This window comes from Klebsiella sp. BIGb0132 (assembly GCF_024810075.1).
Lineage (GTDB): Bacteria > Pseudomonadota > Gammaproteobacteria > Enterobacterales > Enterobacteriaceae > Klebsiella > Klebsiella terrigena.
The window spans coordinates 1-12,152 of sequence record NZ_JANUDW010000007.1 but is presented as its reverse complement, the minus strand read 5'-3'; the positions used below and the strand labels follow the sequence as shown (position 1 = coordinate 12,152).

Annotated in this window: 13 protein-coding genes; 6 read left to right on the top strand and 7 right to left on the bottom strand. The window is 56.3% G+C overall.

Annotated features, from left to right (window positions below; genetic code table 11):
* The first annotated feature begins 34 nt into the window (after window positions 1-34).
* A complete protein-coding gene (locus M2416_RS18305) occupies window positions 35-808 on the top strand; it encodes an amino acid ABC transporter substrate-binding protein (RefSeq protein WP_076946653.1) in 774 nt (257 codons plus the stop codon).
* Between the two features lie 15 nt (window positions 809-823).
* On the opposite strand, the gene M2416_RS18300 is transcribed toward M2416_RS18305, so the two are convergent.
* Genes M2416_RS18300 through M2416_RS18275 form a run of 6 tightly spaced genes read right to left on the bottom strand, consistent with a single transcriptional unit; the run spans window position 824 to window position 6,868 of the window.
* On the bottom strand, window positions 824-1,834 hold the full coding sequence (locus tag M2416_RS18300; protein WP_076946654.1) for a fimbrial protein: 1,011 nt from the start codon (window positions 1,832-1,834) through the stop codon (window positions 824-826).
* On the bottom strand, window positions 1,834-2,352 hold the full coding sequence (locus M2416_RS18295) for a fimbrial protein (protein WP_259226280.1): 519 nt from the start codon (window positions 2,350-2,352) through the stop codon (window positions 1,834-1,836). The genes M2416_RS18300 and M2416_RS18295 overlap by 1 nt, the downstream gene beginning before the upstream one ends.
* Window positions 2,343-4,871 (bottom strand): fimbria/pilus outer membrane usher protein, encoded by a 2,529-nt coding sequence (locus tag M2416_RS18290; protein ID WP_259226279.1) that lies wholly within the window; start codon window positions 4,869-4,871, stop codon window positions 2,343-2,345. Before M2416_RS18290 ends, M2416_RS18295 begins: the two co-directional genes overlap by 10 nt.
* Before the next feature lie 20 nt (window positions 4,872-4,891).
* Window positions 4,892-5,572: a fimbrial biogenesis chaperone gene (locus M2416_RS18285; protein WP_259226278.1), complete on the bottom strand. Its 681-nt coding sequence runs from the start codon at window positions 5,570-5,572 to the stop codon at window positions 4,892-4,894.
* 55 nt (window positions 5,573-5,627) lie between these two features.
* A complete protein-coding gene (locus M2416_RS18280) occupies window positions 5,628-6,212 on the bottom strand; it encodes a fimbrial protein (protein ID WP_041147227.1) in 585 nt (194 codons plus the stop codon).
* Between the two features lie 53 nt (window positions 6,213-6,265).
* Window positions 6,266-6,868 carry a helix-turn-helix domain-containing protein gene (locus tag M2416_RS18275; protein WP_076946692.1) on the bottom strand — a complete coding sequence of 201 codons (603 nt, stop codon included), beginning with the start codon at window positions 6,866-6,868 and terminating at the stop codon, window positions 6,266-6,268.
* A 726-nt stretch (window positions 6,869-7,594) separates the two neighbouring features.
* Here M2416_RS18275 and M2416_RS18270 point away from each other — a divergent pair.
* The 3 genes from M2416_RS18270 (at window position 7,595) to M2416_RS18260 (ending at window position 9,465) form a co-directional block, all read left to right on the top strand.
* A complete protein-coding gene (locus M2416_RS18270; RefSeq protein WP_041147226.1) occupies window positions 7,595-8,392 on the top strand; it encodes a winged helix-turn-helix domain-containing protein in 798 nt (265 codons plus the stop codon).
* Window position 8,393: 1 nt separating this feature from the next.
* Window positions 8,394-8,885: a hypothetical protein gene (locus M2416_RS18265; protein WP_076946658.1), complete on the top strand. Its 492-nt coding sequence runs from the start codon at window positions 8,394-8,396 to the stop codon at window positions 8,883-8,885.
* A 280-nt stretch (window positions 8,886-9,165) separates the two neighbouring features.
* On the top strand, window positions 9,166-9,465 hold the full coding sequence (locus tag M2416_RS18260; RefSeq protein ID WP_041147224.1) for a hypothetical protein: 300 nt from the start codon (window positions 9,166-9,168) through the stop codon (window positions 9,463-9,465).
* A 168-nt stretch (window positions 9,466-9,633) separates the two neighbouring features.
* On the opposite strand, the gene M2416_RS18255 is transcribed toward M2416_RS18260, so the two are convergent.
* The gene (locus tag M2416_RS18255; RefSeq protein WP_259226277.1) at window positions 9,634-10,359 is read right to left on the bottom strand and encodes a response regulator transcription factor; all 726 of its coding nucleotides are present in this window, start codon (window positions 10,357-10,359) and stop codon (window positions 9,634-9,636) included.
* 165 nt (window positions 10,360-10,524) lie between these two features.
* Between M2416_RS18255 and M2416_RS18250 the strand changes: the two genes are divergently transcribed.
* Both M2416_RS18250 and M2416_RS18245 read left to right on the top strand, forming a co-directional pair.
* Window positions 10,525-10,761 (top strand): hypothetical protein, encoded by a 237-nt coding sequence (locus M2416_RS18250; protein ID WP_259226276.1) that lies wholly within the window; start codon window positions 10,525-10,527, stop codon window positions 10,759-10,761.
* A 155-nt stretch (window positions 10,762-10,916) separates the two neighbouring features.
* The gene (locus M2416_RS18245; RefSeq protein WP_259226275.1) at window positions 10,917-11,690 is read left to right on the top strand and encodes a DUF3750 domain-containing protein; all 774 of its coding nucleotides are present in this window, start codon (window positions 10,917-10,919) and stop codon (window positions 11,688-11,690) included.
* The last annotated feature ends 462 nt before the right edge of the window (window positions 11,691-12,152 follow it).

The following is a 12,152-nucleotide window of genomic DNA, read 5'->3' as shown; positions in this document are numbered from 1 at the left end:
CAACAACACGGCATAGCAGATTAAGGAGTTAATGATGAAAGTATTGATGACGGCACTACTGGCTACTGCTATTCAGCTGGGCGTGGCGCATGCGGCGGCCGCGCAGGACGACCTCGCAAAGATTAAAACGGCCGGCGTGTTTAAGGTCGGCACCGAAGGAACCTTCCCCCCGTTTACCTACCACAATAGCGCGGGGAAGCTGGTGGGTTTTGACGTTGATATCGCGCGTGAAATTGCCAAACGGATTGGCGTAAAGGCCGAGTTCGTTGAAGGTAAGTGGGATGGCCTGGTGGCCGGCCTGGACGCTAAGCGCTACGACGCGGTGATAAACCAGGTGTCCATCACGCCCGAGAGGGAGGCGAAGTATGACTTCTCCGATCCCTACATTTCCCCGAAAGCCGTGCTGATCGTCAATGATAAAAACACCGATATTCATACCTTTGCCGATTTAAAAGGCAAGAAATCGGCGCATACCCTGACCAGTAACTATGCGCAGATTGCCCGTGAAAATGGCGCGGAGGTGGTGGGCACCGACGGCTTTGACCAGTCCATTGCGCTGGTGTCGCAGGGACGGGCGGATGCGACCATCAACAGCAACCTCTCATTCCTCGATTTCAAAAAGCATAAACCCGACGCCCCGGTAAAAATTGTCGCCGAACGGGCCGATACCGAACAGGAGGCGGTATTGATCCGCAAGGGGAATCCGGATCTGCGTCAGGCGATCAATACGGCGCTGGCGGGCATTAAATCCGACGGTACCTGGCAGCAGATCTCCAACGAGTATTTCGCCGCCGACGTGTCGAAATAAGAGGACGCGGCGGCGTTACTGATAGGAAAAGGTAATGCTCGCGAGGGCGTTGGCGCTGCCCGGCACCAGCTCACCGGTGCGGACGTACTGCGCCTGGAACGGCAGCGACAGGATTTGGGTCGCCGTGGTGGTCTGGATAAAGAACTGGTTTGCGGTGCCCGCTGCGGAGCTGTCCGGCCCCATCATCAGCGGGCCGCTGCCGTTATAAAAGAACTGTACGCCGATGCCGGAGGCGGTGGAGTCGCTGGTCAGGGTTACCACGGAGGAGTCGTTCGTTGGCGTGGTCTGATCGGTCATTACCGCATACAGCGCTACCTGCTCGTCGCAGGTCAGGCTGACGTTAAACGAGCCCGACGGGGAGGTGCTGCCGACGGTGGGCAGCGTACGCATATCCGGCGCGCCGAGATCGATGCTGGCGCTTTTGGTGCTCACCGTACAGCCGCTGGCCGTCACCGTGACGGTCGTCGGGTTGATGATCACCTGTGCCGTTTTGGTCTCATTATTATAGGCGGTCAGGATCGCGGCGCTGATGGCAGGGAGGTGGTATACGCCCGACTTCAGCGCGTTATCCGTTTTAACGTACGTCAATTTTGCCGACCAGCCTAAATCAAAAGCCATGCCGTTGGTGCCATCGGCGGGGTAGCTTTGGGTCACGCCGGTTTGCAGCGGCACGTAGGTTGTGCCGTTAAAATCCTTCAGGCCGAGGATATAGCCGATGCCGGGGATGCCGGTTTCAAAAACGCTATAGTTTACGCCATCAACGTTGACGGATACTCCTGCCGACACGGCGCTGCTGCCGGGTTCGAGGGTTCCTTTGGTGCAGACGAATATGTATCCGCACCAGAACACCTGCTGCACGCTGGCCGTGGCGCTCCACGCTGAGCCGATAATATTTCCCGGCATAACGGAGTCCGCGGGGCCGGTGTAGTCCATCGCCTGGGGTGAGAGCGTAATGTCGGATATCCAGTCGAGGGCCAAAACCTTCGCGCTGACGCACAGCCAGCAGGCAAGCAGTAAGAAACGCATTATTGATACTCCGTAGTCCAGGTGGCAATGGCGGAAACGTCTCCGGCGCTGACGGCGGCGCCGTTGGCCGCCAGCCGGGCATAAAATGTCATCTGCACGCGTTCATCTCCCGAGGTGCCGTAGGCCGTCGTTTGGGCCTCCAGCGGAATCAGCTCCCCGTCTTTATCGAGGATTTGCACCGCCACGCCGCTCGCTCCGCCGTCGTCCGTCTTAATCAGCTGCGGGTTGCGTTCATCCGGCGTGCCGCTAAAGCGGATCTTCACGCCGACAAAGGTCGGGCCGCACTCTTCCAGCGTTAGGGTGAAGGCCCGTTTGATATTGCTGACCGCCCCCGGCGCGCGAAACTGCTTTATGCCGATGGCGCCCAGCGGGACGGTTTGCTCTACTGAATCGGCGGCAACCACGCAGGTATTGCCGATCAGGTTGCCGGTAACGGAGACCAGCACGTCATAGCCGAGGGCCGGGGTGACGAGGGCCGTAAGCAGGGCGATGCCGGATAGGCGGACGGCTACTGACATTGTGCCTCCTGTGAATAAAGGCCCGTGCGGGCGCTGTAATCCTGCGGGTTGAGGCGATATTTAATGACGCACTTTTTGTCGCTGCCCTGTCCCCAGACGGCGCTGAGCGTGCCTTCCGCCGGCAGGCCGGCGAGATAAAGGCTGCCACCGTCCCCCACGATGCCGCTGGCCTGCTCATCGGCGAGCGTGACGACGGTGCCAAACGGCAGCGCCTCGTTGCGGTAGCCGATGGTGAACAGGGCCTTCGCGCCGCGGCGGGTGACGATGGTTGCGCGCACCAGCGCGCCATCGGTCGGCGTTTTACTGACGATAGCGTTCTCCAGCTCAACGTCGTTTCCGGCGGTAGTGACGTCCAGCGCGACCTGGTTGACGCGATACGGCGTGGCGTACGGAATGACGGCATAGCCGCGGCTATCGGTTTTGATGCCTTTGTGATTAAGCACCGCCACGCTACCGGCCCCCGGCGCTTTGACCAGGATATTGGTGTTCCCCAGCGGCTGGCTGAGGGTCAGGCCATCTTCATGCAGCACCGCGCCGCCGCTCATGCCGTAGCTGAGGTTGCGGGAGTCGCTGGAGTAGCTGTAGCCGAGGCTGTAATCGCCCCGCTGGCCCGCATACTGCAGCGCGGCATCGCCGCCGTAGCGCTGCTGCGCGCCGTAGCGCTGATTGACGCTATAGAACAGGCTCTCCTGTCCGGGGACGTAGCCGCTGACGCCCGCGCTGCCGGTGGCGCCCGTTGAGTCCGCACGGGTGGTGGTAAAACGCGCCCGGGTAGCCTGCTGCGGGTTGCCGAACGGCACGGAAAGCGACATCGCCACGATGTTATCTTTATGGCTATCGTACAGGCTGGTGCTGCGCTGAACGCTCACGCCGACGGAGACGTTGCGGACCATCGCGTTCCACGCAAACTGCATGCTCTGCGTTCTGTTAGCGGTGCGCCAGTAGGTTTGCCGATCCCACGACAGCGAAAGCGAGCCAAATCTGCCCATTGGCTGCGACAGCAGCAGCTGATTTTTGGCCTTGCGCGACATATGCAGGTTATACAGGTTTTCATAGCTGGTGGTGACGGCGCCGTCTGCCCCGGTGACCTGCTTTGCCGTGCCGCCCGTCATCCCCTTATAGGCGGTATCGCTGAGGGTATAGAACCCCTGCGTCGAGTAGCGCAGGGAGTAGAAGTTAAAGCGCGTGCCGATATCGTTCAGCCGCTTGCTGTATCGCAGGCGCACGGAGTCTCCGGAGTGGGGCCGATCGTCGGCCAGCACGCTGCGCGCGTGGGTCACATCGACGGAGTAGGCGCCAAAGCGCCCGAGATTTTGTCCTACGCCCAGCGCGAGCCCGCTGTAGCGCTCTGCAAGCTGCGCGCCGCCATAAAAGGTGAGGCCGTATTCCCAGCCGAAAAACAGCTCTCCCTGGGCAAACGTCGGGGTGTTCTGGCTGCCGACGGCGCGAAGCTTCCCGGCGCCGAGGGCGTATTTTATCTGCCCGCTGCGCACCAGGTTCGGCACGCTGGCAAACGGCACGGTATATTGCGTTTTGCTGCCGTCGCTCTCCTCAATCGTCACCTGCAAATCGCCGCCGGAGGAGGTGGGGTAGAGATCTTTCAGCATGAACTCCCCGGCGGGGACGCTGGTTTGATAAATGGTGTTGCCGTTCTGCTGGACGGTAACGGTCGCGCTGCTGCGGGCGATACCGCGAACCTCCGGCGCATAGCCGTTCAGGCTGGCAGGCAGCATATTATCATCGGTTTTCAGCGCGAGGCCGCGCAGGCCAACGGAGTCAAAAACCTGAGCGGAGGTGTAGGTTTCCCCGGCGTACGCCTGCGCTCCCAGGGCGGGGATATCCCGCTGCAGCCAGGTCTGGACGTGGCTAAGCGTATTCGCATCTTTGGTCCAGGTCGTGTAATCGCGCAGGCGCCAGGCGCCCAGGTTCACGCCGCTGTTCAGGCTAACGAATAGCTGCCGGGCTCGGGTGCGCTTGTCGCCCCGGTACTCATTGTTGGCGCCGTTAACGACATAGTTCAGCCACGCGGCAGGGATCCCGGCCTCCCAGCTCTCAGGGCTGACGTAGCCACGCGGAAGATTCCGCATATAGCTCTGCGGCAGGCTGAGATTGAGCGTCAGCGTCTTCTGGTCGAAGTCAAAGCTGGCGCCGGGGAACGCGTGATTCAAAAAATAGCATTGCCGGGTCAGCGGCAGCAGCTCTTCCGCGGCGAGGCGGCTATCAATGCCGAGGGCGGCAATTTGCTGCGGCGTGACGCAGGGCTGGGCGTCCTCCTGGGCCGCATTTTTATCAACGCTGAATTCGACGTTTCCGGTGAAGGCGTAATTTTTATTGATATAAACGTTAATGTTGTATTCGCCCGGCGGTAAGGCGCTCCCGGCATTGACCCATGAGAGGTCGGCAATATTTCCACTTTCGCCGTTGAGGAACGCAGGGTTAAATTGCAAATCGTTCTCTGCGGCAGAGACATACCGAACGGCATGGCAGATCATCAGGGCACAGACGATTCTTGCTTTCACGCGATCGCACCTTTCTTATTTTATTTCCGGTTCAACGACAGGCTGACGGCAGGGGTCCATGCGCCGTAATCATTGATGGTCTGATAGCTAAAAGTGCCTGCCTGACTGAACGATCCGCCCAGGGTGACGCTTGCTTTTGGCGGGACCATCGTCGGCTGCACCGGCTTGCCATCGACTTTTAAATTGATGGTGGTGAGGTAATAGGGCGTTGGGTTATTGAGCGTAATTTTGCCCGCACGGTAGTCGGCGGTTATTTTTTTCCAGCCCTCGCTGGCGCCGCTTTGCAGCCCCTCCGGGCGATAAAAAACTTTAATGCGGTTGGCCGAGGCAAACTGCAGCGAATTGCTGGCGGCGCTTTTGGACTGCTGCGGAATAGCTTTGACCGTAATCCAGTACAGCGTTTCCCGGTCCTGCGGCAGGGATTTACCGCTAAACATAATTTTCACTACGCTTTCGGTGGCCGGTTTTAAAACATACAGCGGCGGCGTAATGACGAAATCGTTGGAGCGCCGATCGTTCTCATCCTCGACCCATGACTGAATGAGGAATGAGGCGTCGGGATGCGTATTTCTGACCTGCAGCATCGACTGGTTGGCGCTGCCGAGGTAGACCATTCGCGTTGCGCCCAGCCCCACGCCGCCGGCGCAGGCTACGGATGACCACAGCGAGCCGAGCAGACAAATCCATGTAAATGAGCGCATAGCGTCTCTCTCCTGAAGGTTGGGCCTGGCCCGGCAACGCGGCCGGGCCAGAGGATTACGAATAGGTGACGGTGTAGGTGGCGACAGCGCTGGCATCGCCAGCCGTGGCGTTGCCCTGCGGGGAGTAGTATTTGGCGCTGAAGTTCAGGGTGTTCGAGCCGCTGCGCAGCTCGACGGGTGCGGCGGACTCGCCCAGTCTTACGACGTTGCCCTGTTCGTCATACAGGCGAATTGCGACGTTTTGCGCCGAGGCGCTGCTGCCGTTTGAGCCAACGGCCAGGCCATCGGCATCGGTGCTATCCGGGGTGCCGGTGAAGGTGACGGCAACCGTTGTCGCCGGGATCGGATCTTCTTCGGTGCCGGCGGAGGTATCGGCGATTTCGCAATCTTCAAGGGTGATGGTGAAGGCTTTTGCCGTGTTGGCTTCGCTGCCTGCCGCAGCCAGCGTGGCGGTACGAACTTCACCCAGGTCGACGTCAATATTGCTGCTGTTGGCGCTGATGGCGCAGGCCGAGGTTACGACGCTACCGCTGAAGTTTACGGTGCCGCCGCTGGCGGTGGCGGCCAGAGAGGAGCCCGCAGGCAGCAGCGCCGCAATGCCCAGCGCCAGCAGAGTTTTGTTGTTTAAGTAAGCTTTCATTTTTCTGATTCCATAGTTTTATTATGACGAGATTGACCCTGAAGGCAGCAGTTCTAGCTGGTTAAAAACACCAGTAAATCTGTTTTATTCCTGAGCCCGAGTTTTCTTATTGCTGAGCTTTTTAACGCGCTGACACGGCGGTATGAAAGCTTCTCTATTTCTGCGATATAACGTATATCCAGTCCATTTCTCAGTTTCTTCAATACCCTCCATTCCCCTGGTGTTAGCGAAAGTGCCATTGATTTCTTTTTCGGCTGAGCGCGGTTTTCCGCTATTTTAAATAAACAGTTGCGCCAGCGATAAAGTGGGTCCTGTAGTGAAATATAGACATCAATATCGCCGTGGACCCACAGTGATGAATTCACCGCTGCGGAATACATGTATATAAGCACCTGCGGGTAGCTGGCTTTAATCGTTTTTATATACGCCAGACAATCCATGCCAGTATGGTGTTTCTCTATCCCGGAGATAAAAATAACGTCAATTTGGGTCATTGCTAAAAGATCGTCAAGGTGCTGGTAATCATTTATCGATGTTGTGATTTGAATATCAGCATACATTCCTTGCAATAAGGCGGTGATGCCGCCGCGTGCGAAACGATCTCCGCCGATTAACGCAACATTCAAATGTTGCTGTAGTTCAAGCTTATTCGCCATGTTATTCCCTCGATTTATAATAGTAAGGAGGTCAGCCTGTATGCGTATGACAGGTATCAACCTGTATTCCTGTATTTTCGAAGCAATTAAGCCTTTCACTTTGTAGAACTACTATACCTCGGGAGATGAGAAGGTAATCTCAATTAATCTTAAGTTATATTAATTGCAGAACGCGCGGCCGTCCGGTGAGGCCGTTCGCCAATCGATATTGGCTTAACTGCGGACGAACTGTCCTCAATTCCCGGAGACGGCCGGTTTTTTGTACTGCTTATTATCGCTTTTTTTTAAGGCTTCAGGCGCGTATTGAGCCATGTGATATCTTCTTTTTTTCTTTTCACATCAGCCTGTTGTTGGCATTTTTCTACGCCAGGCAAGGCGCAGGAGCGAACGGTCAGGGCGTGAGGAGAGGCCTGCAGGCAGGTATTTGTTCGCCGGTTGAGTGAAGATAAGAAGGACTTAAGAAAAGATAAGATAAGGACGTTCGCGCCCGTCGGGCGGCGGCTGAGAAAAGGATGAATAGCGGGTTAGCGTTTATTGTACTTCAGTTAACCTGCAGAGAAATGACAGGAAAATAAGATGTTTCGCCAGCGGTTGTGATATACAGCACCAAATTTATCGGCCATATTACCCCCTCAGAAAGGAGATGGATCCCTCTCTTCTCATCCATATGGTGATAAGACTTGGGCACTTCCGACATGCTTTCACCGGAGATTTTTCGCCGATTGTATGCACAAGCATTATATTATCAATGAAATAGTTGAGTTTCATCCCGTGGACGGCACGCTGCGCGATCTCAGCAATCCGGATCGTGTGGTGGTACTCAATTCACCGGCGGGGCGCTGCTTATTATTATTAATAGAGCGGGCCGGCACTATTGTGACTCAGCAGGAGTGTATGGATATCGTCTGGCAAAGGCGAGGGATGCTGGTTTCGCCTAATACCTATTACCAGAATATTTCGGTTTTACGCAAAGGGTTGAGAAAAATAGGCTTCCAGAACGATCCGATCGTTACAATTCCGCGTATTGGATTAACGCTGGCCAGCGAAACGACGATAACGATTAAAGAGGTTCCGCGGCAAGCGTCAGAGGACCATGAATATGATACTGCGCGTTCGGATGAAGCGAGCGTTTCGCAGGCTGAACCTACCGCGCAGCCTACAATAGCGGTTTATTCACCACGGCGTATGCGCTGGTGGACGAAAGCGTTATTGGTGGTTTTGTTATTCAGCGGTGCAGGCGTGATTAATCACAGCTTTTCCCGGAGCAATCTTTTTATTGATGATTATTACTTTGCGAGCACGGTGGGAGCGTGCCGGGTTTATTTGGCAAATAGCATCCAGGCGCAGGATGAGCGGGCGATGGCGTTGGCCTACGTTGGGCAATTTAAAGATGGCTGCGTCAACTATCCGTGGGTGTATATCGGCAGATACGCCCGGCTGCCTCGCGCCTCCGTCATTCGGTGCGATCGGTCAATGAAGGAGCCAAACCGCTGCATTTCTGACTATTTTATTGAGGATCGCTAGCATGGCCCATCATCGTCAGGTGCTTTACCTGTCCTGCTTTTGCCTGCTGCTCGGCAGCGTGCTGGCGGGGTATTTTTTGTGGCGCCGCTATTATGTTGCGCCGTTTTCCTGTCGGGTGAGTTTTGTCCAGCATCATCAGGATACGACCCTCGTTCTGTGGATGAACTACATCCTGGACGGGAAGAGCGGTACGCTCAGCATCAACGGCCACGTGCAGGGGGAGCCTGGCAGAATCATTAACCGCAAAATATCGTTTATGGTGACGCGAAGGGGCAGCGCTTACTATCTGATATCAGAGCACAATATTAAATTTCCGGACGATAGCGTGCCGGATAGCTGGCTGGAAAAATATGAGCCCCTGTTTTTCGTCTATCCGGCAAAAAACATCTATATGCGCATTCATGAACTGCAGAACGGTAGCTATCTCTTTATTTTGGGCACGCTGCCGACCTATGTGTGCAGTAGCGCCGCGAGCCCGGCCGCGCAGCGGTAAGCAGCCAACCACAGGCCGGCCCTCTGTTTAGCGCGCCAGCGCGTCCGCCCACGAACTCTTCGTGGAACACGCGCTGTTATCCAAATTGCCGCGTTATCGCCGGTCCGATAGCGGCGCCGTTTGGAACTAACGTCTGAAAAAGAGATGCTCAGCAGAGGGGACGAAAGGCAGTACGGCGAAATCATCCGACCTCAGCGGCCGTTGAAATAAAAGATGAGCTATATTGTTGGCACGCTCTTTACGCCACCGATACGTGCCCCCTTATATCGGAGATATCGTTATGAAACTCTTACAACTCATCGCCCTGGCTCCTCTATTACTGCTGCCGGCGGGCGCATTCGCCTCCTCAGAGGCGGCGTGGAAAGAATTTGATAAGGCCATCCAGCGCGCCTGCCTGGCGCAGAGCGACCTGCCGCATAAAAAGGTGGCCGGGCAGCGGATCGATTTTAGTGATGACGTCGGCTACTCGGCGCTTATTATTTCCGGTAAAAGAGTCGATAAAGGCAAGGTGCAAACGGTGAAATCTCTCTGTCTGTATAACCGGCAAAAACAAACTGCCGCTCTTGCGGATATGCCATGAATTGATGCTCCCTCCTGAGGGACATCCTCTCCGGCGGCATTCAGGTCGACGCTCTGCCGGTTTCGATCTCTGCGGCCGGCGAACGCCAGTTCGCCCTCCGGGGCAAGATCTTTGTCGGCTGAGAATCGGCGGTCGTCGGGAGAAGTGATATTTTTTATCGCTGGATTCTTACGCTGCGCTTTCGACCGCAGGACAAAATTTATACCCTCTTCCCCAGACGGTTAGCAGGCGCTCCGGCTCCGCCGGATTACGTTCTATCTTGATCCGCAGGCGGTTAATGTGCGTATTGACCGTATGCTCGTAGCCTTCATGCTGATAGCCCCAGACCTGATTGAGCAGGCTCATGCGCGAGAAGACTTTGCCGGGGTTTTTAGCGAAAAAATAGAGCAGATCGAATTCGCGCGGCGTAAGTTCCATCGGTTTGCGGTCCAGATGCACTTCACGCGCGATCGGATCGATGACCAGGCCGGCAAAGCGCAGCACCCCGGCATCCATTCTTATGGCGGAGATCATCGCTTCCTGACGGCGAAACAGGGCCTTGATACGGGCGACCAGCTCCAGCATCGAAAACGGTTTTGCCAGATAGTCATCGGCTCCCAGCTCCAGGCCAAGCACGCGGTGTATTTCGCTGGCGCGGGCGCTGATAATAATGACTGGCGTGTAGCGGGCCATATTACGCGCCCGACGGCAGATCTCCAGGCCATCGATACCGGGGAGCATCAGGTCGAGGATCAGCACATCCCAGCCGCCGTTTTCCAGCAGGGCGACGCCCTTATTGCCGTCGCCAGCATGGGTAACGTCATAGCCCTCATCACGCAGGTGAAGAGCGAGAAGGTCGGCAATATCGGCATCATCTTCGACGATCAGGACTTTTTTTGCGCTTACGCCTGCCATATTTAACTCCCGTTTACTCGTCTACTCCTGCAGCTTACACAACTCCCTCTGCTGGGATTGAACTATCACATTTTATTTAAACTTACGTGAGGCTTTGGGGAACAGATGGGGCGGATAGTCGGTGATGGTATCACGGGTATATCGACAATAACTGAGGAAAACAGGATGAAAAAATTAGCTATTCTCGCACTGTCAGCCGTCTGGTCTATGGGTTCCGTGGCGGTGAGCTATGCGGCAGATTCAACGAGCGAAACGTCATCGACCACCATGATGAAAGCCGACCCTCATTCCGGCTCGATGATGAAGGCGGATAAACATCCAGGCACCATGATGAAGAAGGAGAAAAAGCACGGAGATGCGATGGCAATGAAAAAAAAGGATGAAGTAAAAAAATCCATGTAGCCAGCAGCGCCGGGGCGGCGTTGTGGTGAAAAGCTCCCCGGCAGCGTTTTTTTGCGGAAACGTCGCTCTGCAGCGCAGCCCAATTGCCTTGATGCGCAGCGCAATCAGTACAATAATCGCGCATATGGATGTTTCCTCCTCGAATACAGGCTGCCATGATCGTAAAAATCGTTTGTCTGAGTCTTCTTTGCATCATCCTGCTCTCCCTTGGTGCCAGCCTGGCCCAGGCGATGCATCAGCGGGAGCAGCGACCGCAGGAAGGCTGGTGGTCCGCTCGTCGTGACTCTGCGGGGCTGGCGCCCGATCCGCAGCAAAACGCCAGGCTGGCCATTGTGCAGGTCTACGCTGCGCCGACCTGGGGATGGAAAGGCGTGGTGGCGGTACATCCATGGATCATCTATAAACGCGCCGGGGAGACGGAATATAGCCGTTATGAAGTGATTAGCTGGGGAGGAGGGGAAAAGGTGCGTCGCAATCGCAACCCACCGGATGGCTACTGGTTCGGTGCGAAGCCCCGTTTGCTGGTGGAACACCGGGGGCAAGAGGCCGAAGCCATGATTCCGCAGATTGTCGCGGCCATTGCCTCTTATCCCTGGCCGAATACCTACCACGCCTGGCCGGGGCCCAACAGCAACACCTTTATTGCCCATATTGGGCGCGAGGTGCCTGCACTCAAGCTGGATATGCCCGCCAACGCGGTGGGGAAAGATTTTCGCTCGCTGCTGGATCCTATCGGCCTGCCGCCATCCGGACGCGGGATACAGGTGTCGGTGCTGGGGATTGCTGGTGTTACGCTGGGGGCTGAAGAGGGATTTGAACTCAACCTGCTGGGGCTGAACGTGGGGCTGGATTTCACGCCGTTACGTATACGTCTGCCGTTTATTGGCGGCCTTGGCGATGACAATTTGCGCAATGATTCTGCTAAATAACGCTAATCTCCGCCATTGTTTATTTCACCTCTTGCCGGCAAGAAAGAGCAGTATTGGCATTTTTATTGTTATGTCATGACGTAAACATAATCGAACGTAGTTCGATGGAGAGTCCGGCTGCAGAAATGCAAAAACCCAGCCATAGGCTGGGTTCTCTAATTAGTGGTGCCCGGACTCGGACTAACGCCGGAGGCGTTGAACGGCGCGCCTGTCGCGCCGGCCCCGAAGGGGTGAGCCGCTGGCGGCGAATAATCGAACGCAGTTCGATGGAGAGTCCGGCGGCAGAAAAGCAAAAACCCAGCCATAGGCTGGGTTCTCTAATTAGTGGTGCCCGGACTCGGACTAACGCCGGAGGCGTTGAACGGCACGCCTGTCGCGCCGGCCCCGAAGGGGTGAGCCGCTGGCGGCGAATAATCGAACGCAGTTCGATGGAGAGTCCGGCGGCAGAAAAGCAAAAACCCA